The organism is Bradyrhizobium sp. Arg816 (assembly GCF_029989365.1).
Taxonomy (GTDB): Bacteria; Pseudomonadota; Alphaproteobacteria; order Rhizobiales; family Xanthobacteraceae; genus Bradyrhizobium.
Genome location: NZ_JAPRAQ010000002.1, coordinates 621932 through 643449, shown reverse-complemented (window position 1 = coordinate 643449; position 21518 = coordinate 621932). Strand labels below are relative to the sequence as shown.

At 65.6% G+C, this 21518-nt stretch carries 15 protein-coding genes; 10 read left to right on the top strand and 5 right to left on the bottom strand.

The window, feature by feature from the left end:
* The first annotated feature begins 34 nt into the window (after window positions 1–34).
* Both OWC48_RS08095 and OWC48_RS08090 read left to right on the top strand, forming a co-directional pair.
* Window positions 35–592, top strand: a complete 558-nt coding sequence (locus OWC48_RS08095; RefSeq protein ID WP_282519595.1) for a biotin transporter BioY — start codon at window positions 35–37, stop codon at window positions 590–592.
* A gap of 83 nt (window positions 593–675) precedes the next feature.
* Window positions 676–2010 (top strand): dicarboxylate/amino acid:cation symporter, encoded by a 1335-nt coding sequence (locus tag OWC48_RS08090; protein ID WP_063983546.1) that lies wholly within the window; start codon window positions 676–678, stop codon window positions 2008–2010.
* A gap of 26 nt (window positions 2011–2036) precedes the next feature.
* Here OWC48_RS08090 and OWC48_RS08085 read toward each other — a convergent pair whose 3' ends face one another.
* Entirely contained in the window at window positions 2037–2921 is an 885-nt protein-coding gene (locus tag OWC48_RS08085; protein WP_282519486.1) for an SDR family oxidoreductase, read from the bottom strand.
* A gap of 90 nt (window positions 2922–3011) precedes the next feature.
* Here OWC48_RS08085 and OWC48_RS08080 point away from each other — a divergent pair, with 90 nt between their 5' ends.
* Window positions 3012–3851 carry a helix-turn-helix transcriptional regulator gene (locus OWC48_RS08080; RefSeq protein ID WP_282519485.1) on the top strand — a complete coding sequence of 280 codons (840 nt, stop codon included), beginning with the start codon at window positions 3012–3014 and terminating at the stop codon, window positions 3849–3851.
* Here OWC48_RS08080 and OWC48_RS08075 read toward each other — a convergent pair.
* From OWC48_RS08075 to OWC48_RS08065, 3 genes are read right to left on the bottom strand one after another with little or no spacing between them, the layout of a single operon-like run.
* Window positions 3848–5080 carry an FAD-binding oxidoreductase gene (locus OWC48_RS08075; RefSeq protein ID WP_282519484.1) on the bottom strand — a complete coding sequence of 411 codons (1233 nt, stop codon included), beginning with the start codon at window positions 5078–5080 and terminating at the stop codon, window positions 3848–3850. The genes OWC48_RS08080 and OWC48_RS08075 overlap by 4 nt on opposite strands.
* 16 nt (window positions 5081–5096) lie before the next feature.
* Window positions 5097–6320, bottom strand: coding sequence for an MFS transporter (locus tag OWC48_RS08070; RefSeq protein ID WP_282519483.1), 1224 nt, complete (start codon window positions 6318–6320; stop codon window positions 5097–5099).
* A 30-nt stretch (window positions 6321–6350) separates the two neighbouring features.
* Window positions 6351–7847 (bottom strand): amidase, encoded by a 1497-nt coding sequence (locus OWC48_RS08065; protein WP_282519482.1) that lies wholly within the window; start codon window positions 7845–7847, stop codon window positions 6351–6353.
* 208 nt (window positions 7848–8055) lie between these two features.
* On the opposite strand from OWC48_RS08065, the gene OWC48_RS08060 reads away from it, so the two are divergent.
* Entirely contained in the window at window positions 8056–8739 is a 684-nt protein-coding gene (locus tag OWC48_RS08060; protein WP_282519481.1) for a helix-turn-helix domain-containing protein, read from the top strand.
* A 69-nt stretch (window positions 8740–8808) separates the two neighbouring features.
* Here the strand turns inward: OWC48_RS08060 and OWC48_RS08055 are convergent, their stop codons facing one another.
* Entirely contained in the window at window positions 8809–11187 is a 2379-nt protein-coding gene (locus OWC48_RS08055; protein WP_282519480.1) for a ribonuclease E/G, read from the bottom strand.
* A gap of 36 nt (window positions 11188–11223) precedes the next feature.
* Between OWC48_RS08055 and OWC48_RS47040 the strand changes: the two genes are divergently transcribed.
* The 6 genes from OWC48_RS47040 (at window position 11224) to OWC48_RS08025 (ending at window position 21514) form a co-directional block, all read left to right on the top strand.
* Window positions 11224–11991, top strand: coding sequence for a hypothetical protein (locus tag OWC48_RS47040; RefSeq protein ID WP_282519479.1), 768 nt, complete (start codon window positions 11224–11226; stop codon window positions 11989–11991).
* Between the two features lie 615 nt (window positions 11992–12606).
* A complete protein-coding gene (locus tag OWC48_RS08045; RefSeq protein WP_282519478.1) occupies window positions 12607–13902 on the top strand; it encodes an N-acetylmuramoyl-L-alanine amidase in 1296 nt (431 codons plus the stop codon).
* A gap of 272 nt (window positions 13903–14174) precedes the next feature.
* Window positions 14175–16664 (top strand): penicillin-binding protein 1A, encoded by a 2490-nt coding sequence (locus OWC48_RS08040; RefSeq protein WP_282519477.1) that lies wholly within the window; start codon window positions 14175–14177, stop codon window positions 16662–16664.
* Between the two features lie 216 nt (window positions 16665–16880).
* Complete coding sequence (locus OWC48_RS08035; RefSeq protein WP_282519476.1) at window positions 16881–19388, top strand: penicillin-binding protein 1A; 2508 nt, start codon at window positions 16881–16883, stop codon at window positions 19386–19388.
* A gap of 113 nt (window positions 19389–19501) precedes the next feature.
* Window positions 19502–20633, top strand: a protein-coding gene (gene prfB, locus OWC48_RS08030) for a peptide chain release factor 2 (protein WP_282519475.1) whose coding sequence is annotated in 2 segments (ribosomal slippage) — window positions 19502–19570 and window positions 19572–20633 — 1131 coding nt in all. Because the reading frame shifts where the segments join, the coding sequence is not laid out codon by codon here.
* A complete protein-coding gene (locus OWC48_RS08025; RefSeq protein WP_282519474.1) occupies window positions 20633–21514 on the top strand; it encodes an NAD(P)-dependent oxidoreductase in 882 nt (293 codons plus the stop codon). Before prfB ends, OWC48_RS08025 begins: the two co-directional genes overlap by 1 nt.
* Window positions 21515–21518: the final 4 nt, after the last annotated feature.

The window sequence follows — 21518 nt, the reverse complement described above, 5'->3', positions numbered from 1 at the left end:
GACCGCCGCTACGCATTCTCCTCTCGCCGCATTGATGTGGCCGACCCGCCCGGGCGAAGCCGTCGGCGCACTGCGCGCCGTCGTGCTGATCGCGCTCGGCACCGCCTTGATGGCGCTATCAGCCAAGGTGAATCTGCCGCTGCCTTACGTGCCCGTGACCCTGCAGACGCTGGTCGTGCTGATGATCGGCGCCGCCTATGGCTGGCGCCTTGGCAGCGCAACCATGATCGCCTACCTCGCCGAAGGCGCGATGGGGCTGCCGGTGTTCGCCGGTCCGGTCGGTGGAATTGCACCGCTGCTCGGCCCGACTGCCGGCTATCTGTATGGCTTCGTGCTGGCTGCCTTCATCACCGGCTGGCTGGCCGAGCGCGGTTGGGATCGCAACGTCGTGCTGCTGTTTGGAGCAATGGCGCTCGCCCATGTCGTGATTTTCATCGCCGGCTTCGGCTGGTTGGCCTACGGCATCGGCCTTGGCGCAACCAAGGCCTGGGCGGTCGGCGTCGCGCCGTTCATTGCGGCATCGGTGGTCAAGAACGCGCTCGGCGCCGCGCTGATGCCGGCGGCCCGCCGGATCGTCGATCGACGCGGGTAAAGCGCACCATTCTGAGCAGTTCCGATTGACAGAGCCGGCCAAGTTGATCTTGGCTGGCTCTGAGTTTGAGGGGGAGTAAAACAATGACGACGACAACGATGGCGGGGGCGCCGGTCGCGCCGGCCGCCGCCAAGCCGTGGTACAAAGTTCTCTACGTCCAGGTGCTGATCGCCATCGTGCTCGGCGCCTTGGTCGGCTGGCTCTGGCCGTCGCTCGCCACCAACGAGTGGATCAAGGCGATGGGCGACGGCTTCATCAAGCTGATCAAGATGGTGATTGCGCCGATCATCTTCTGCACCGTGGTCTCCGGCATCGCGCATATCCAGGACGCCAAGAAGGTCGGCCGCATCGGCGTCAAGGCGCTGGTCTATTTCGAGGTCGTCTCGACCTTCGCGCTGGTGATCGGACTCATCATCGGCAACCTGGTGAAGCCGGGTGCGGGCTTCGGCAGCGCCGCCGCCAACGCGCAGGCCGTCGCCAACTACGCCAAGCAGGCCGAGGGTCAGAGGTCGGTCGACTTCATCCTGCACATCATCCCCGACACCGTGGTCGGCGCTTTCGCGCAAGGCGAGATCCTGCAGGTGCTGCTGTTCTCGGTGCTGTTCGGCTTCGCCATCATGGGCCTCGGCGAGCGCGGCCACACCATCCGCAGCTTCATCGATGACGCCGCGCATGCGGTGTTCGGAGTCATCTCCATCGTGATGCGCGCGGCGCCGATCGGCGCGTTCGGCGCGATGGCCTACACCATCGGCAAGTTCGGCACCGGGGCGATCCTCAACCTGGTCGGCCTGATCGCGACGTTCTACGTCACCGCGGCGCTGTTCGTGTTCGTCGTGCTCGGAACCATCGCGCGCCTCGCCGGCTTCTCCATCTTCAAGTTCCTCGCCTACATCAAGGACGAGCTGTTGATCGTGCTCGGCACCTCGTCCTCGGAAAGCGCGCTGCCTTCCTTGATGGAGAAACTCGAGCGCCTCGGCTGCTCGAAGTCGGTGGTCGGCCTCGTGGTGCCCACGGGCTATTCGTTCAATCTCGACGGCACCAACATCTACATGACCCTGGCGACGCTGTTCATCGCGCAGGCGCTCGGCTTCGATCTCACCTTCGGCCAGCAACTCACCATCCTGGTGGTGGCGATGCTGACCTCGAAGGGTGCCTCCGGCATCACCGGCGCGGGCTTCATCACGCTGGCAGCGACGCTCGCCGTGGTCGATCCGCGCCTCGTGCCGGGCATGGCGATCGTGCTCGGCATCGACAAGTTCATGAGCGAGTGCCGCGCGCTGACCAACCTCTGTGGCAACGGCGTGGCCTGCGTGATCGTCGCCTGGTGGGAGGGTGAGCTCGACCGCGACAAGCTCAACGCCAACCTCGCCAGACAGATCGATCCGACCGACATGGAGACGGCCGTCACGACGGACTGATCTGCCGGTGGCGGCGCCGCGCGCCGTCAGGTCTTGAAGTAATAGGGCTGGTCGAGATCCTCGATCAGCCCTTTTTCTTTGGGCGCCCAGCCGAGCAAAGCGCGCGTCTTGGCGCTCGAGGTCGGAACGTCGATGCCGGCGAACTGTGCGAACCAGCCGAAATGCGTCGCCGCTTCCCCAGGCGATTTGGACACGACGGGGACGCCGAGCCTTCGGCCGATCACCTCGGCAATCGCCTTGAACGGCAGGCCTTCCTCGGCGATCGCATGATAGCGCCGCGCGGTTGTGCCTTGCTCCAGCGCGAGACGATAGACGCGCGCGGCATCGAGGCGGTGCGCGGCCGGCCAACGGTTTTCGCCTTCGCCGATATAGGCGGCGGCGCCTTTCTCCCGCGCGATCGCGATCAGGCGCGGAACGAAGCCGTGGTCGCCCTCGCCATGGGTCGTGGGTGGCAACCGCACGATGCCGGTGCGGACGCCGCGCTCTGCGAGCTCTTCGGCAGTGGCTTCCGAGACGCGCGGAAAGTGGCGGGCCGCTGAATCGTCTTCGGTCGCGAGCCGTCCGGGCGCCAGCAGCGCCACACCGGAGGTGACGATGAGAGGGCGGTCCGAGCCTTTGAGCTCCTCACCGAGCGCCAGGATCGCGCGGCGGTCGAGCTCGCAATTGTCGGCGAATTTCGAGAAGTCGTGGTTGAAGCCGAGATGCAGGACACCGTCCGAAGCGGCGGCGCCGCTGCGTAAGGACGCATGATCCTCCAGCGCCCCACGATGGACCTCCGCGCCCATCACGGTGAGCGCTGCGGCGCCGGCATCGGAGCGGGCGAGGCCGAGCACGCGATGGCCGGCGGCCATCAGGTCTCGAACGACGGCAGAGCCGACGAAGCCGGTGGCACCGGTAACGAAAACACGCATGCGAAATCTCCTGGGTTGGTGGAGAGAACCATCTGCGCTAGAGTTATCCGGGTAAAGTAGTGACGTTATCAGGGTATAAAAGCTAACAGGATGAGCGAGAGCGCTGCTGCCGAGAACTTGCTTGGGGCCTATCTGAAGGACCGTCGCACCCGGCTCGATCCAGCCGCGTTCGGCTTCTCCGGCAGCCGCAGGCGCACGCCGGGTCTGCGCCGGGAGGAAGTGGCCCAGCGTGCCAACATCAGCTCGACCTGGTACACTTGGCTGGAGCAGGGCCGCGGCGGGGCGCCATCGGCCGACGTGCTCGACCGGATTGCGCGCGCGTTGATGCTGACCGATGTCGAGCGCGAGCACCTGTTCCTGATCGGCCTCGGCCGCCCACCCGAGGTGCGCTACCAGGCGAGCGAAGGCGTCTCGCCGCGGCTGCAACGCGTGCTCGATGCGCTCTCATTCAGCCCGGCGCTGGTACGCACCGCGACCTGGGACGTCGTCGCCTGGAATCGCGCCGCAAGCGTCGTGCTGACCGACTACGGCGCGATCCCGCCGGGACAGCGCAACATCCTGCGCTTCATCTTCTGCGATCCGCGCGTGCGCGCCGCGCAATATGACTGGGACAGTGTGGCGCGCTTCGTGGTGGCCGCATTCAGGGCAGACGCGGCGCGGGCGGGCGCCGTCTCGCATGTCGCCGATTTCGTCGACGAGCTCTGCCGGACCAGTCCGGAATTCGCGGCGCTCTGGCGCGACAATGACGTGCGCCATCATGGCGACGGCACCAAGCGGCTGCGGCATCCCGTTCACGGCACGATGTCGTTCGAATATTCGAGCTTCAATGTCGAGGGCCGCTCCGATCTCAGCATGATCGTCTACAATCCGGCGACGCCTGAAGATGCCGACCGCATCAGGAAGCTGCTGGCCGAGCGCGCCGACTGCTAGAACCGCTCGGGCCGGTACGGGGCCGGATCGATCGCCGGCGTCTCGCCGCTCATCATCTCGGCGAGCAGGCGGCCGGTCGCGGGCCCAAGGGTAAAGCCCTGGTGGCCGTGGCCGAAATTCATCCAGAGACCCGGGTGACGCGGAGCTCGCCCGAGCACCGGCAGCATGTCGGGCGTGCAAGGGCGGGTGCCGAACCACGGATCCGGCTCGACGCGCTTGCCGAGATCGATCAGCTCTCGCGCCGAAGCTTCGGCACTGGCGAGCTGCACGGGCGTGGCGAGCGCGTCCATGCCCGTCAATTCCGCGCCCGTGGTGATGCGGATGCCCTTCGCCATCGGACCCATGGCGTAGCCACCGGCCTTGTCGACCAGCGGCAGATCGAGTGATGCGCCGCCGCTGTAATGCATGTGATAACCGCGCTTGCGCACCAGCGGAATGCGATAGCCGAATTTGTGCAGGAGGTTGGGCGACCAGGGCCCGAGCGTCACGACGGCGGCCGCAGCGTCGATGGCTCCCTGGTCCGTGTCGACCGACCAGCCGGTCGCGGTCTGCCGCAGGGTCTGGGCATCGCCGAGCACGATGGTGCCGCCGAGGCGCTCGAATAGCTCGGCATAGGCCGTGACCAGTGCACCGGGATCGGACACGGTCCAGGTGTCGAGCCAATGGATCGCACCGGGCAGGTCGTCGCGCAGGATCGGTTCGGCCTTGGCGAGCTCGGCTCCCGAGAGCGCGCGAAACCTGACGCCGAATTCGCGCTGGTCGTCTTCCGCCGACTTGACGGCGAGATCGAACGAAGCCGCGTCGCGATGCAGATGCCGATAGCCCGCGCGGCGGATCAGATTGTCGGCATGGGCTTCGCGAATGAGGATGTCGTGCTCCGCCGTCGCGTAGGCGATCAGCCGCGCCCAGGCGTCGATCGCCTCGCGATGCCGCTTCGGCGCCGAATGCCACCAGTAGCGGAGCAGGGGCTCGATATGGAGATGAAGCGACGACAGGCTGTAGCGCACGTCGTTGGTGCGGCCGGTCGCGATCTTCAGGAGCGAAGCGAGGTCGCGCGGCATCGGATAGGGACGCACGGCTTCGGCCTGGATCATTCCGGCATTGCCGTAGCTGGTCTCGCGGCCCGGCTCCCTGCGGTCGACGAGCGTGACCGACCAGCCGCGCCGCCGGAGGTGTAGCGCCGCGCTCACGCCGATCATGCCGCCGCCGAGAACAATCGCGCTTTGCATTGGCAGAACTCTCCTGTCAGACCGGTTGCGGGGCGAGCCTCGGCTGGGCTGTGTTGATGGTGGCGGCGACCACGACGGACAACGCCGTCATCGCCACGAGGAAGCCGAAGGCGGCATCGAACGAACCGGTTCCGGTCACGATGAAGCCGATGGCGACGGGGGCGATGAATCCCGCGCTCTGGCCGCCGAGATTGACCATGCCGATCCCGGATCCGATCTGGTCGTCGCGGAGCAGTTTGGTCGGAAGTGCAACCACTGAAGCCAGCACGAAGGATTTGAAGAAATAGACCAGCGACTGGAAGACGATCAGCATCGTGATCGTCTCCGCCTTGTACATGGCGTAGAGGAAGATGCCGGTCAACGCGGAGCTGCCGATCAGCAGGTATTTTTCACGCTCGGCGAAGAACGTCGTCATCACCCAGCCGCCGCTCGCGGTCGCGATCGTCGCCATCACGAACGGGATCGGCGCCACCACGCCGACGGTCTTGAGGTCGAGCCCGCGCTGCTGGAGCAGATAGAGCGGCATCCAGGAATCCAGGCCCTTGTTGACGCAGCTGAGCCCGAACCACACCACCATCAGCTGCCACAGCAGCGGATTCTTCATCAGCTCGCGCATCGGCGCACGGCTTTCGGCCTTGTCGGCTGTACCTGTACCGGCCTCGCCCGGGCGTCCCAGATACGGGACGCAGACGAAATAGACGACCGCGAAGACGATGCCGGCAATGCCGATCGCGTTGAAGGCGTGACGCCAGCCGAGCCAGAGGATCAGCGGCGCCATGATCAGCGGCGCGACCATGCTGCCGGCATAGTTGGACGACAGCAGCAGCGCCGACATCTTTGGCCGGCTGTCCTTCCGAAACACTTCCGCGACGGCGCGAATGCTCGCCGGCGGAAAGCCGCCCTCGGCGATGCCGAAGATAAAGCGGATCGCGATCAGCGAGGTGAGCGACCAGGCAAGACTCGTGAACGCCGTGAACAGCGACCACATCACGATGGTGACGATCAGGACATATTTCGACCCGAAGCGGTCGGAAAGCCATCCGCCGGGCACCTGCATCGCGGCGTAGCCGAGGAAGAACGCGCTGATGACGATGCCGAGATCGGCGGCCTGGAGGTTGAAATCCTTGCCGATCTGCGCCAGTGCCAGCGAGATCGCGGCGCGGTCGATATAGGAGATGCAGTAGGCGATGTAGAGCAGGACGAATGCGGTGACGCTGGTCTTCCTCGGCAATTCCGTCATGCTCATCTCCGTCGCGCCGGCGATCCCGGTCTATTCCCAGGTGAGGAAGCCGGGCGCGGCCGACAGCGGGGGCGCTGCGGCGAGCCGTGCGAGGTCAGGCACCGGCCGGCACAATTGCGCATCGTTCGCGAACGCAGCTTCAATGCTCGCGGCGACCGAGAGCACGATGGCATCGCCGCCGCGCGGGCCCACGATCTGGAGGCCGAACGGCAGGCCGGCTTCATCGAGCCCAAACGGAATGCTGATCGCCGGGTGGCCTGCGAGCGTCACGGCGTAAGCGAGCGCGAGCCAGTGGAAATAGGATTTCGTCGGCACGCCGTCGATCTCGGCGGGATGGGGCTCCGACCATGGTCGCGGACTGAGCGTGATGGTGGGGCTGACCAGCACGTCGCAATTTGCGAAAAAGGTCTGGTAGGCGCGATAGATCCGAGTCTGCGTCGTGGAAGCGCGCGCCTGGTCTTCGAGCGTGTAGCCAAGGCCTTCCTCGACATTGGCGCGCACGTTGGGACCGAGCATCCCGGGACGCTCCTTGTAGTTCTTGCCATGCGTCGCCAGGAACATGCCCGCACGCAGCACGGCAAAAGTATCGTCGGCGCCGGTGCAGTCGGGCGTCGCCTCGCGACTTTCGGCGAACAGCGGTGCAAGCTTGCTCACGCGATGGCGGAACACGCGGCGGATCGCCTGCTCGGTCGGTGCGAAGCCGAAATCTTCGGTGAAAGCGAGACGCAGCTTGGCGAGCTCTGCGGGGCGCGGGTTAGCCCAGCGCTCGGCGCGTGCACGTAGCGGCTCGCCGGGCAGGGTGTAGGCGAGCGGATCGCGGGCATCGTCGCTCGCCATCACCGACAGCATCAGTGCGGCGTCGGCGACGTTGCGGGCCATCGGTCCGTCGGTCGACAGGTTCGACCAGCCGAAGATGCGCTTTTCACTGGGCACGAGACCGTAGGACGGACGCATGCCGACGATGCCGGAGAAGCCGGCCGGATTGCGCAAGGAGCCGCCGGTATCCGAGCCCGAGGCGAGCGGGGCCATGCCGCAGGCGAGTGCGACCGCAGAGCCGCCGGAGGAGCCGGCCGCCGAGCGCGAGGGATCGAAGGGATTGCCGGTCGCGCCGAACACGGGGTTGCGGGTGTTGCCGCCGGCCGCCCATTCCGGCGTGTTGGTCTTGCCGAAGATGATGGCGCCGGCGGCGCGTAAGCGTGCGACCGAGCCCTGGTCGGCGGCGGGCACGTTGTCGCCCAGCAGCGGGCTGCCATAGGTAGAGCGCATCCCGGCGGTGTCCTGGGTGTCCTTGATCAGGACGGGGAGCCCCTGCAGCGCGCCCCGATCGTCTCCGCGCAGGATGGCCGCCTCGGCCGCTTTCGCGGCGGCGCGCGCGCCAGGCTCGTCCAGCGTCACGACGGCGTTGACGGCGGGATTGACGGTGGCGATGCGCGACAGGCAGGCGTCGAGCAGCTCGACAGGCGAGATAGACCGCGCGGCCAGCAGGCGGCGCAGCTCAACGGCGCTGGAATCGCACAGGTCGGACAATGCCAATCCCTTTCAGATTATGAAAACGATTTAGCATATCGGAAAGTAAGCGAGGCGCATCAATATTCGTCTGAGCGGCGTAATTCATGTACAAATGCCGACAAAACTGCCCAATTCGTCGTCAGCCAGGGCGGGTTCGGCCCGACCTTGACGAAAAGATTAGATGGATCGACCAACATTTTTCGGGCCGCCGTGGTAGCCTTGCTGCATGAGCGAGATCACGACGACGCTGGACGGCGCCAATTCCCAGCTCGGCCACTGCCTCAAGGCCGCCCGCCAGGCGCGAGGCCTGACGCTCAAGCAGGTGGCGGAGCGGACCGGCATGGCGCTGTCGACCCTGTCCAAGGTCGAGAACGGCCTGATGTCGCTGACCTACGACAAGCTGCTCCAGCTCACCTCGGGCCTGAAGATGGAGATCGCCGAGCTGTTCAATCCGGCGCCCCCGCGTCCTGCGCAGGGCCGGCCGGTCACGGCGCGCCGGAGCATCAGCCGGGCCGGGCAGGGCCAGGTGATCACGACCGGGTTCTACACCTACACGTATCAATGCACCGACCTGATCGGCAAGCGCATGGTGCCGATCGTGGCCGAGGTCCGGGCGCGCTCGATCGAGGAGTTCGGCCCGCTGCTGCGCCATGCCGGCGAGGAATATTTTCTGGTGACGAGCGGACGCGTGGCCGTGCACACCGAGTTCTACGCGCCGGAAATCCTTGGTGTGGGCGACGGCATCTATCTCGACAGCACCATGGGCCACGCCTACCTCAACGCCGGCGAGGCTCCGTCCGCAACGGGCGTCTGTCTCTGCACCAGCGAAGCGCCCGATCTCTACGACCAGCTTCGCCAGATCGCGGCGCGCGACGCGGTGCCGCTGGGTAACGACCTGCCGCCGGCCTAGTGCGAGCGAAGTGCGTGTCGAAACAAAAAACGCCCGGCTGTGCCGGGCGTTTTGCATTGGATGTTCGGCTTATTCGCCGCCGCCGAACCGGCGAGACCACCAGCCGGCGCGACGCGGCGAGGCCGGAGTTTCGGTTGCCGCTTCCGGCGCGGGCTCAGGCGCCGTTGCGGGCGGGACGGCCGGCTCAGCCGCCTGCGCAACCGGTGTTGCCGGCTCGCTCGCGCTGCTCGACAGGAAGCTCACCTTTTCCCGGACAGTGGAACGGCGACGCGCAGCCTTGTCGTCGGCCGGCTCTTCGTCCGCGGCGGCAGGAGCGGGAGCGGGCTCAGGCTGGGCCGGCGCCTCAATCTGCACCTCGGCGTGCGGCTCGGGCTGGCTGACCTCAGGCTCGGCGGCGGTGTGTTCGGCCTGCGCGATCGAGGGCGCAGCCTCGCCGCCAAAGCTGTCGAAATCGGCCACGGCGTCGGTCGCTTCCGACGGCGCATTGGCTGCGAGCTCGTCGCCGATGGAGCCAGCGAGACCTTCCTCGTTACCACCGCGACGGCGGCGTCCACCGCGACGACCACGCCGGCGGCGGCGATCGCCGTTGCCCTGCTGCTCGCTGCGGGCTGCCTGGTCCTCACCTTCCTCGCCGTCCTGCTCGGACTCGGAATCCTCTTCACCTTCGCTGGCCGCCACGGCCACTTCAGGAGACGTCGGAGCGCCATCCTCGCGCACCTCGCCGTCGCGCGGGCCACCGCGGCCGCGCCGACGCCGGCGGCGCTTGCGGCGCTGGCCGTCCTGGTCGGAAGCCGCTTCGCCGCCAGCCTGCTCCTCGGCGAGGCCTTCGGTTTCTTCGGTCTCGACCTCGGATTCCAGCTCCGGATCGAATTCTTCGTCCTCATAGACTTCTTCGGCTACGGGCGGCGGGCTTGCGGCGGCCTGCGCCGCCAGCAGCGCCTTGGCGGCTTCGAGCGTATGCACCTGCTCGCCGCGGTCGATGAGATAGGCCTGCGGTCCGCTGACGCTCGGGTCGGCGATGACGGCCAGCGTGACCTTGAAGCCGTTCTCGAGGTCGCGCAGATGGCCGCGCTTGTGGTTCAGCACATAGAGCGCGACGTCGGTGCGGGTGCGGACCACGAGATTGTGGGTCGCGCCCTTCATCAGGATCTCTTCAAGGCCGCGCAGCAGCTGGAGCGCAACCGAGGAGACCGAGCGGACATGGCCGGTGCCGCCGCAATGCGGGCAGGGATCGGTCGAGGATTCCAGCACGCTGGCGCGGATGCGCTGGCGCGACATCTCGAGCAGGCCGAAATGCGAGATGCGGCCGACCTGGATGCGGGCGCGATCCTGCCGCAGGCAATCGGACAGCTTGCGCTCGACCGCGCGGTTGTTGCGCTTCTCGTCCATGTCGATGAAGTCGATGACGATCAGGCCGGCGAGGTCGCGCAGACGGAGCTGGCGGGCGACCTCTTCGGCCGCCTCCAGATTGGTCTTGAGCGCGGTGTCCTCGATATGGTGCTCGCGGGTCGATCGTCCGGAGTTGACATCGATCGAGACCAGCGCCTCGGTCTGGTTGATCACGATGTAGCCGCCGGAACGCAACTGCACGGTCGGCGAGAACATCGCATCCAGCTGGCTCTCGACGCCCATGCGCGAGAACAGCGGCTGGCCGTCCCGATACTGCTTCACCGCGCTGACATTGGCGGGCATCAGCATCTTCATGAAGTCGCGCGCTTCGCGGTAGCCGGACTCACCGGCAACCGAGATCTCGTCGATCTCCTTGTTGTAGAGGTCGCGCAGCGAGCGCTTGATCAGCGAGCCTTCCTCATAGACCAGGGTCGGGGCCTGCGACTTCAGCGTCAGGTCGCGCACCGTCTCCCACATCCGGATCAAATATTCGAAGTCGCGCTTGATCTCGGGCTTGGTACGGGCGGCGCCGGCGGTGCGCAGGATGATGCCCATGCCCTCGGGCACGTCGAGATCCTGCACGACTTCCTTCAGGCGGGAACGATCCTGGGCGCTGGTGATCTTGCGACTGATGCCGCCGCCGCGCGCGGTGTTCGGCATCAACACGGCATAGCGGCCGGCGAGCGAGAGATAGGTGGTCAGCGCCGCGCCCTTGTTGCCGCGCTCTTCCTTGACGACCTGCACCAGCATGACCTGGCGGCGCTTGATGACTTCCTGGATCTTGTACTGGCGGCGCGGGCGGAAGGTGCGCTCCGGCACTTCCTCCATCACGTCGTCGCCGCCGACGGATTCGACGTGTTCCTCTTCGGCTTCCTCGCCGTCCTCGTCCTCGTCGTCTTCCTCATCGGCCTCCTGATGACGCGCATCAGTGCTTTCGCCGGCAGCGTAGACGGCGTCGGCCGGTTCGGTGGAGGCGGTCACGGCTTCGGCGAGAGCCTCGGCATGGGCTTCGGAGGCGACAGCCTCCTGCGGTTCGGCAGCGGTCTCGGTCGCGACCACGGGCTCGGCGCCGACGGCCGCGGGCGTCTCGTCGGCATGATCATGGCCGTGATGATCATGCTGGCCGTCATGACCATGGTCATGATCGTGATGATGGTCGTCGTGCGCATGATCGTGATGATCATGGCCTTCGTGGTCATGATCGTGGTGATCATGATCGCCATGTTCGTGGTCTTGATGCTCGTGGCCATCGTGCTCGCCGTGATGCTCCGCATCGACGTGCAGATGCTCGCCCTCGTGCGGCGCGCCCTCGGTGTGCGGAGCCTCGCCCTCGACCGGCTGGGCGGCGGGATCGCTACCTGCGTCGAGGCCTTCGACGATGTCACTACGCACGCGCTCGCCCTGACTGCGGCGGCGGGAGTTGCGGTGGCGCGAGCGGCGGCGGCCGTGGGAGCGGTTCTCGCTCTCTTCCTCGGCCTCGCGATGGGCCTGTTCCTCGGCTTCGATCAGTGCCTGCCGGTCGGCGACCGGGATCTGGTAGTAATCGGGATGGATTTCGCTGAAGGCGAGGAAGCCGTGGCGGTTGCCGCCATATTCGACAAAGGCGGCCTGGAGCGAAGGCTCCACCCGGGTGACCTTGGCGAGGTAGATATTCCCGCGCAGTTGTTTGCGTTGCGCGGTCTCGAAATCAAACTCTTCGACGCGATTGCCGCGGACCACGACGACCCGGGTCTCCTCCGGGTGGGTGGCATCGATCAACATCTTGTTGGGCATGTCTTAACTCTTGGCGGCGGCGGGCGCGATTCACCGTGGGCGCGATCTGCGCTGCCGGGTGACGCGACGGTCGACCTGATTCGGGGGTGAGGGGAAGGCCGAAACGCCGTCTCTCGCGCCTTGCCGAATCGGAAGCTGGAGGACCGAAGCGGCGCGCGGGATTGTCACTCCGCAGCGTCGCGAACGGTCCTTCAGAATTCGTCGGCACAGTCTGGCGCATCAAGCGTCGGCCCGTATGAAACATTGGGCGGCGGGGCCGCCCCTCAATCAGTTGCTGCTGGCCAGGCATGGCGCGAGCGCGCTCGCCTTGGGGATTACGAACCGCTCCCTTGGGATTAAGGGACCGGGTAACGAGTCACGTCGCTGTCAAAACCGTCCCGGAAACGCGGTGGTAACCAGGGACCGTCCGCCACCGGGGCTTGACCCGCTCCACCTCGCTGCCGCGCACCGCGCTGGTCTTTGAGGGGAACGGAAAAACGCTGGAATTCCCAAACCTTGAGAGTTCCGGCGCTGCACCGGGAGGCTGAACGCGACACAACCGGAAATATCGGCCGTCAGCACTCCGTACATACGTGGAATGGACCAACCGTGCAAGGGAGCGTCGCACGGCGGTCACAGTCGGCGAGTTTCGTAAATTTGTCATTAAGCGGCGATTAACCCTGTGGTTCTATTGCGTTAAAAGAGCTGCTCGGAGGCGCGAAATCGGTGGCGAGCCGCACAAATCAAAGGGTTTTGCTGGGATGCGCGGTTCTGTGCGCCGCAGCATTGACATGTGCTGATTCCTGGCGCCTGAGCGCGGCGGAAAGCCAGCCGCAACCCTCTGTTGCGGTAGCGAATTTTCCAACCGCCTCCGCCGCCCGGCTGGCCGGCGATGGCAAGCAGACCCGTTTCATCCTCGACATCGATCAGGCCGTCACCTTCCGCGCCGTCACGCTCGCCGACCCGTACCGGGTGGTGGTCGATGTGCCCCAAGTCAATTTTCAACTGCCTGCGGGCACCGGGGTCGGGGGGCGGGGACTGGTCAAGGCCTTCCGATACGGGCTGGTCATGCCCGGCGGCTCGCGAATCGTGTTCGACCTGACAGGCCCGGCCAAGATCGCCAATTCCTACGTGCTGGAGGCCGCCAATGGCCAGCCGGCCCGGCTCGTGCTCGAGCTGGAGGAGGTCGACCGTGCCGCCTTCGTGCAGTCGCTCGCCCCCGAGAAGCGCCCCGACCTGCGGCCCGCCATCGCCGACGCGCCGCCGGCAACGGTTCCGGCCGCCGCAGCTCCGGAAGCCGGGCAGCAGAAGGTCGATGGGCGCCCGATCGTCGTGATCGATCCCGGCCATGGCGGCATCGACAACGGCACGCAGTCGAGCGGCGAGAGCGAGAAGACCCTGGTGCTGGCCTTTGGCCTGGCGCTGCGCGACCGGCTGGACAAGACCGGCAAATTCCGCGTGGTGATGACACGGGACGACGACACCTTCATTCCGCTCAACGACCGGGTCAAAGTCGCCCGCGCCCTCAAGGCCGCCTTGTTCGTCTCGATCCACGCCGACGCGCTGCCGAAGGCCGAGGGCGATGCGCAGGGCGCGACCATCTACACGCTGTCCGACAAGGCCTCCGACGCCGAGGCGCAGCGACTGGCGGATGCGGAAAACCGGGCGGACGCGATCGCCGGTTTCAACCTCGCGGAGGAACCGACCGATGTCGCCGACATCCTGATCGACCTCACCCAGCGGGAAACTCGTACCTTTTCAAGCCGTTTTGCCCGCCTGTTGATGGGCGAAATGAAGTCGACCGTGCGGATGCACAAGCATCCCCTGAAGTCGGCCGGCTTCCGGGTCCTGAAGGCGCCCGACGTGCCGTCGGTGCTGGTCGAGATCGGCTATGTCTCCAACAAGGGCGACCTCGAGCATCTGGTCTCCGAGGGCTGGCGGTCCAAGGCCGTGGGCTCGATGGCGCAGGCGATAGACGGGTTCCTGACCAAGCGGATGGCCACGGCCGGATCGTCAAATTGACGACCGGGGGATCGTCGAATTGACGACGTCGGGATCGCCAAAAAGGCGACCCGGGGATCGTCGAATTGAGGGGGATTTTCCGTCCCGTTGCAAAAGCCCTAGTTTGGCCACAGCGGGCGCTTTATAAAAATGCCGCAGGGGGTTCCAAAATCGACGAGAATCCCGCTCGGCAAGCGTCTTCAAGTCCGGCACTGATGTCATTGCGTAGGCCGATGAATTCGCGACGTGAGGTTGGCGCCCGGCGCTTCGTTCTGGAATAGATAAAATAGACAATGCGCTTGCTGGTGCGGTTCTTGGGTTTCCTGTTCACCGCAGGAACTGTCGTGTTCCTGGTGGGCGTCGGCGTCGTGGCGGGCCTGATCTGGCATTTCTCCAGGGACTTGCCGGACTATTCTCAGCTTCAGGATTACGAGCCGCCGGTGGTGACCCGCGTGCATGCGGTCGATGGCTCGCTGCTTGGCGAATACGCCAAGGAGCGGCGGCTTTATCTGCCGATCCAGGCGATGCCCAAGCTCGTGATCAATGCCTTCCTCGCCGCGGAGGACAAGAACTTCTACGAGCACGGCGGCATCGACTATAGCGGCATGGCCCGCGCCGGTCTCCTGCTCATCCAGAACTTCGGGTCCAATCGCCGTCCCCAGGGTGCCTCCACGATCACACAGCAGGTCGCGAAGAATTTCCTTCTGACCAACGAGGTTTCGTTCGCCCGCAAGATCAAGGAGGCCTTGCTGGCCATGCGGATCGAGCGCGCTTATTCCAAGGACAAGATCCTTGAGCTCTATTTGAACGAAATCTATCTCGGCCTCGGCGCCTACGGCATCGCGGCGGCTTCGCTGGTTTACTTCGACAAGTCAGTGAATGAACTCACCGTCGCGGAAGCCTCCTATCTCGCCGCGCTGCCGAAGGCGCCCGCGCTGCTGCATCCGGTCAAGAACCGTGATCGCGCCATCGAGCGGCGCAACTATGTGATCGACCGTCTTCTGGAAAACGGCTGGATCAAGCAGGCGGAAGCGGATTCGGCGCGCAAGGAGCCGCTCGTCGTCGCCAACCGCGCCAATAGTGCCCACACCTTCGCCGGAGAATATTTCGCCGAGGAAGTCCGCCGCGATATCCTGGAGCGCTATGGCGAGAAGAAGCTCTACGAGGGCGGCCTGTCGGTCCGCACCACGCTCGATCCCAAGATCCAGGTGATGGCGCGCAAGGCCATGGTCGCCGGTCTCGTGAACTATGACGAGCAGCAGGGCTATCGTGGCGCCATCAGCAAGCTCGACGTATCCGGCGACTGGGGCGTCAAGCTCGCCGATATCAAGTCGCTTTCCGATATTTCACCTTGGCGCATGGCGGTGGTGCTGGAGACCAGCGACCAGTCGGCGCGGATCGGCTTCCAGCCCGGACGTGAACTCGGCGGCGCGGTCAGTAGGCAGCGCACGACCGGCCTCGTCACGCTCGACGGGGTGAAATGGGCGAGGGCTGCCGCGGGACCTGCGAAGGGCAAAGCGCCGACCGCGGTGTCGCAAGTGCTCCAGCCCGGCGACGTGATCTACGCCGACCCTCTCTACAAGGACGGCAACCCTGTGGAGGGCCAATACCGTTTGCGCCAGATCCCGGAAATCTCCGGCGCTATGGTCGCAATGGATCCCTCGACCGGCCGGGTGCTCGCCATGGTCGGCGGCTTCTCGTTCGACCAGAGCCAGTTCAACCGTGCCACGCAAGCCTACCGGCAGCCCGGATCGACCATCAAGCCGATCGTTTATTCGGCCGCGCTCGACAACGGCTATACACCGTCGAGCGTGCTGGTGGATGGACCAATCGAGATCGACCAGGGCCAAGGCGCCGGCGTGTGGCGGCCGGACAATTTCTCGGTGGGCAAGTATCAGGGGCCGACCACGCTGCGCAACGCGCTGCGGCTGTCGCTCAACACCGTGACGGTGCGTCTCGCGCAAGATATCGGCATGCCGCTGATCGGAGAATATGCCAAGCGGTATGGCGTCTATGACGAGCTGCCGAACTATCTCTCTTATGCGCTCGGCACCGGCGAAACCACGGTGATTCGAATGGCCACGGCCTATTCGATGATCGCCAATGGCGGCCGCAAGGTGAAACCTACTCTGATCGACCGTATCCAGGACCGGTACGGTCACACCATCTTCAGGCACGACCAGCGCGAGTGCCGTGGCTGCGATGCGCCGGGCGGCTGGAAGAACCAGACCGAACCGCAGCTGATCGACCGCCGCGAGCAGGTTTTGGACGTCCTGACAGCCTACCAGACCACTTCGATGATGGAAGGCGTGGTGCAGGGCGGTACCGCCATGGCCTTGCGTGAGGTGGGCAAGCCGATCGCCGGCAAAACGGGCACCACGACGGACGCGAAAGATCTCTGGTTCGTCGGCTTTTCGCCTGATCTCGTGGTCGGTCTCTATGTCGGTTACGACAAGCCTCGCAGTTTGGGCCGCAGCGCCCAGGCAGGGCACACGGCGGCTCCGATTGCCAGGGATTTCATGAAGCTGGCGCTCGCGGACAAGCCGGCGACGCCATTTCGGATACCCGCTGGCATCAAACTGGTCCGGGTCGATGCCAAGACCGGCATGCGGGCCGGACCGGGCGATTCCGGCCGAACCATCCTGGAAGCCTTCAAACCGGGCACTGCGCCTTCGGACAACTACTCGGTGATCGGTTTGACCGATGATGACGGACGCACTCAGCAGTTGCCGCCGCCCGAGACCGGTTTCATCATGCGCCCGGGTACCGGCGGGCTGTGGTAGCCCCGATCGGTTGCCGAGCTCAGGGGGGACTAGCTCGATCCGCCCAAAGCCCTAGTTTGGCCACAGCGGACGCTCTATAAAAAGGAAGAATCGAGCGAAAATCCTTTTGGCAGGCAAGTCGAGGCCCCGGCGTCCATGTCAGCCGGCAGGTCCGTGAATTGTTTCGTTGGAGAGCGCCCAATTCGTTGGCGCCCGGATTGAACGGATAGACACATAATGCGCTTGCTGGTGCGGTTCATGGGCTTCCTGTTCGCCGCGGGAACGGTGGTGTTCCTTGTCGGTGTCGGGGCCGTCGCAGGCCTGATCTGGCATTTCTCCAAGGACTTGCCGGATTACTCTCAGCTTCAGGATTACGAGCCGCCGGTGATGACCCGCGTGCACGCGGTCGACGGCTCGCTGCTCGGCGAATACGCCAAGGAGCGGCGGCTGTACCTGCCGATCCAGGCGGTGCCGAAGCTCGTGATCAACGCCTTCCTCGCGGCCGAGGACAAGAATTTCTACGAGCATGGCGGCATCGACTACACCGGCATGGCGCGCGCCGGCGTGCTCTTTATCCAGAACTACGGCTCGAACCGGCGTCCGCAGGGCGCCTCCACGATCACCCAGCAGGTCGCCAAGAACTTCCTGCTGACCAACGAGGTCTCCTTCGCCCGCAAGATCAAGGAAGCCTTGCTGGCGATGCGCATCGAGAAGACCTACTCGAAGGACAAGATCCTCGAGCTGTATCTGAACGAGATCTATCTCGGCCTCGGCGCCTATGGCATCGCGGCCGCTTCGCTGGTGTATTTCGACAAGTCGGTGAACGAGCTGACCGTCGCGGAAGCGTCCTATCTCGCCGCGCTGCCGAAGATGCCCGCGACGCTGCATCCGGTCCGAAACCGCGATCGCGCCATCGAGCGCCGCAATTACGTGGTCGACCGTCTGCTGGAGAACGGCTGGATCAAGCAGGCCGACGCCGACAAGGCCCGCAAGGAGCCGCTCGCCGTCACCAGCCGTTCCAACGGCGCTCACACCTTCGCCGGTGAATATTTCGCCGAGGAAGTCCGCCGCGACATCTTCGAGCGCTACGGCGAGAAGAAGCTTTACGAAGGCGGTCTGTCGGTCCGCACCACGCTCGATCCGAAGATCCAGGTCATGGCGCGCAAGGCCATGGTCTCCGGTCTCGTGAACTATGACGAGCAGCAGGGTTATCGCGGCGCCATGAGCAAGCTCGATATTTCGGGCGATTGGGGCGTGAAGCTCGCCGAGATCAAGTCGCTCTCCGACATCTCGCCCTGGCGCATGGCGGTGGTGCTGGAGACCAGCGACCAGTCCGCGCGCATCGGCTTCCAGCCGAACCGCGAGCTCGGCGGCGCCATCAGCAAGCAGCGCGAGACCGGCATCGTCACGGTCGACGGCGTGCGCTGGGCGAGGGCGGCCCAGGGCAATGCCAAGGGCAAGACCCCGACGTCTGTCGCGCAGGTGTTGCAGCCGGGCGACGTGATCTATGCCGATCCGCTCTACACCAAGGAGGGACAGCCGGTCGAAGGCCAGTACCGCCTGCGCCAGATCCCCGAAGTGTCCGGCGCGATGGTGGCGATGGATCCGTGGACGGGCCGCGTGCTCGCGATGGTCGGCGGCTTCTCGTTCGACCAGAGCCAGTTCAACCGCGCCACGCAGGCCTACCGCCAGCCGGGTTCGTCGTTCAAGCCGATCGTCTATTCGGCCGCGCTCGACAACGGCTATACGCCCTCGACAGTGGTGCTCGACGCCCCCATCGAAATCGACCAGGGCCAGGGCGCCGGCGTGTGGCGGCCCGAAAACTTCTCCTCCGGCAAATTCCAGGGACCCGTCACGCTGCGCAACGCGTTGCGGCAGTCGCTGAACACCGTGACGGTGCGCCTCGCGCAGGACATCGGCATGCCCCTGATCGGCGAATATGCGCGCCGCTTCGGCGTCTACGACGAATTGCCGAACTATCTCTCCTACGCGCTCGGCGCCGGCGAGACCACGGCGATGCGCATGGTCACTGCCTATTCGATGCTCGCCAATGGCGGTCGCCGGGTGAAGCCGACCTTGATCGACCGTATCCAGGACCGTTACGGCCGCACCATCTTCAAGCACGACCAGCGCGAATGCCGCGGCTGCGACGCGCCGGGCGGCTGGAAGAACCAGGTCGAGCCGCAGCTGATCGACCGCCGCGAGCAGGTGCTGGATTCGATGACCGCCTATCAGATCACCGAGCTGATGGAAGGCGTGGTCCAGGCCGGTACCGCCACCGTGGTCAAGGAGGTCGGCAAGCCGATCGCCGGCAAGACCGGCACCACCAACGAGGCCAAGGACGCCTGGTTCGTCGGCTTCTCGCCCGATGTCGCCGTCGCCATCTATATGGGCTACGACAAGCCGCGCGCGCTCGGTAGGGGCAACGCCGCGACCGGCGGCCATCTGGCCGCGCCTATCGCGCGCGACTTCCTCAAGCTCGCGCTCGCCGACAAGCCCGCGGTTCCGTTCAAGGTGCCGGCCGGCATCAAGCTGGTGCGCGTCGTCTCCAAGACCGGCATGCGCGCCGGCCCCGGCGAGACCGGCGGAACCATTTTAGAGGCCTTCAAGCCGGGCACGGCGCCGCCGGACAATTATTCGGTGATCGGCGTTGCCGATGCCGACGGGCGCGGCGTGCCGGCGTCGCAGCAACAGCAGCCGGATTCCGGCTTCTTCATGCGGCCGGGCACCGGTGGTCTGTACTAAGGCTTAGGACAAGACGGACGATCGCGGTTCCGGCGGTTGCGCTTTGCAGCCGCCGCCGCTACATCCCCAACTCACTTGCAAGCGGAACCAATTCCGCGAGACCAGAGCACCACATGCGCGCCGAAATCGAACGGTTGGTAGAAGAGATCAAGCAGTCAGTCGGGCTGCTGAGGAGGCATCTTTGACGTCGAGACATCGACGGCGCGCCTCGCTGAGCTGAACAAGCTCGCAGAAGATCCCAACCTCTGGAACGATCCCCAGAAAGCCCAGAAGCTGATGCAGGAGCGCACCTCGCTTGAGGATTCGCTCTCGGGCATCGGCAAGGTCGAGCAGGAGCTCGAAGACGACATCGGCATGATCGAGCTCGGCGAGGCCGAGGGCGACGCGGGTGTTGTGGCCGAAGCCGAAGCCGCGCTGAAGAACCTCAAGAAGGAAGTCGCGCGGCGCGAGCTCGAGGCGCTGCTGTCGGGCGAGGCCGATCGTTTCGATTCCTATCTCGAAGTCCATGCCGGCGCTGGCGGCACCGAGAGCCAGGACTGGGCGCAGATGCTGCTGCGCATGTATACGCGCTGGGCCGAGACGCACGGCTTCAAGGTCGAATTCCTCGAGGAATCCGAGGGCGAAGAAGCCGGCATCAAGTCCGCGACCATCCAGGTCTCCGGCCACAATGCCTATGGCTGGCTGAAGACGGAGGCGGGCGTGCACCGGCTGGTGCGCATCTCGCCGTTCGATTCCAACGCGCGGCGGCACACCTCGTTTTCGAGCGTGCAGGTATTCCCCGTCATCGACGACAGCATCAAGATCGACATCAAGGAAGCCGACGTCCGCGTCGACACCATGCGCTCGGGCGGCGCCGGCGGCCAGCACGTCAACAAGACCGAATCCGCGGTGCGCCTGACGCATATTCCGACCGGCGTTGCCGTGGTCTGCCAGGCCGGCCGGTCCCAGCACAAGAACCGGGCGCAGGCCTGGGACATGCTGCGCGCGCGGCTTTACGAGATCGAACTGAAGAAGCGCGAGGAGAAGGCCGCCGCCGACCAGGCCGCCAAGACCGATATCGGTTGGGGACACCAGATCCGCTCCTACGTGCTGCAGCCCTACCAGATGGTGAAGGATTTGCGCACGGGCGTGCAGACGTCCGACACATCGGGCGTGCTGAACGGCGAGCTCGACGACTTCATGGCCGCAACCCTGGCGCAGCGCGCCTTCGGCACCACCGGCGCTGACATCGAGGACGTCGACTGATGTCCCGTGTCGCCTTCATCGGGTTGGGGCGGATGGGCCACGGCATGGCCGGCCGCTATCTCGATGCCGGCTTCACGGTGACGCTGTGGAATCGCAGCAAGGCAAAAGCGGACGACCTGATCGCGCGCGGTGCGCATTGGGCGACGTCGCCTGAGGATGCCGCGATCGATGCCGATGCGGTCGTGACCATGGTCGCCGATGACGAAGCCTCGCGCGCGGTCTGGCTCGGGCCCAACGGTGCGGCCAAGACGGCGAAATCAGGCACCATCGCGATCGAATGCTCCACTGTCTCCTATGACCACGCCCGCGAGATGGGCCGTGAGCTCAATGCGCGCGGGCTGATCTATATCGACTGCCCCGTGACGGGATTGCCTGATGCGGCAGCGGCCGGAAAGCTGACGCTGCTCGTCGGCGCTGACGCAGCTGATCTCGAACGTGCACGGCCGTTTCTCGAACCGATCGGCTCGACCATCCGCCATTTCGGCGCGGTCGGCTCCGGCACTGTCTACAAGCTCATCAACAACCTGATGGGGGCGATCCAGATCGCGGGCCTCGCCGAAGGCCTCGCCATCGCCGAGCAGGCCGGGCTCGACATGGACCTGGTGCTGGAATCGATCCAGGCCGGCGTCGCGGCCAGCCCGCAAGTGCAGCGTCACTCCAAGCGCATGGTCGCGCGCGATTTCAGTGGCGCGACCTTTACGGCAGCGCTGCGGCACAAGGATGCCGCCTACGCTGTGAAACTCGCCGAAAGCCTGCTGGCCGACAAGCCGCTGGTCTCGCGTGCTGCGGTCGAGTCCTATGCGCAGGCCAAGGCCGCGATGCCCGACGACGATGAAGGCAAGATGATCGAGCTGGTGTCGCGGCCGAAGAAGCCGACCTAGCTGG

Excerpts from the sequence above, each read along its gene's own strand:
- OWC48_RS08095 (WP_282519595.1), top strand. The coding sequence starts at position 35 with ATGTGGCCGACCCGCCCGGGCGAAGCCGTCGGCGCACTGCGCGCCGTC.
- OWC48_RS08090 (WP_063983546.1), top strand. The coding sequence starts at position 676 with ATGACGACGACAACGATGGCGGGGGCGCCGGTCGCGCCGGCCGCCGCC.
- OWC48_RS08085 (WP_282519486.1), bottom strand. The coding sequence starts at position 2,921 with ATGCGTGTTTTCGTTACCGGTGCCACCGGCTTCGTCGGCTCTGCCGTC.
- OWC48_RS08080 (WP_282519485.1), top strand. The coding sequence starts at position 3,012 with ATGAGCGAGAGCGCTGCTGCCGAGAACTTGCTTGGGGCCTATCTGAAG.
- OWC48_RS08075 (WP_282519484.1), bottom strand. The coding sequence starts at position 5,080 with ATGCAAAGCGCGATTGTTCTCGGCGGCGGCATGATCGGCGTGAGCGCG.
- OWC48_RS08070 (WP_282519483.1), bottom strand. The coding sequence starts at position 6,320 with ATGACGGAATTGCCGAGGAAGACCAGCGTCACCGCATTCGTCCTGCTC.
- OWC48_RS08060 (WP_282519481.1), top strand. The coding sequence starts at position 8,056 with ATGAGCGAGATCACGACGACGCTGGACGGCGCCAATTCCCAGCTCGGC.
- OWC48_RS47040 (WP_282519479.1), top strand. The coding sequence starts at position 11,224 with ATGATCATGGCCGTGATGATCATGCTGGCCGTCATGACCATGGTCATG.
- OWC48_RS08040 (WP_282519477.1), top strand. The coding sequence starts at position 14,175 with ATGCGCTTGCTGGTGCGGTTCTTGGGTTTCCTGTTCACCGCAGGAACT.
- OWC48_RS08035 (WP_282519476.1), top strand. The coding sequence starts at position 16,881 with ATGCGCTTGCTGGTGCGGTTCATGGGCTTCCTGTTCGCCGCGGGAACG.
- OWC48_RS08025 (WP_282519474.1), top strand. The coding sequence starts at position 20,633 with ATGTCCCGTGTCGCCTTCATCGGGTTGGGGCGGATGGGCCACGGCATG.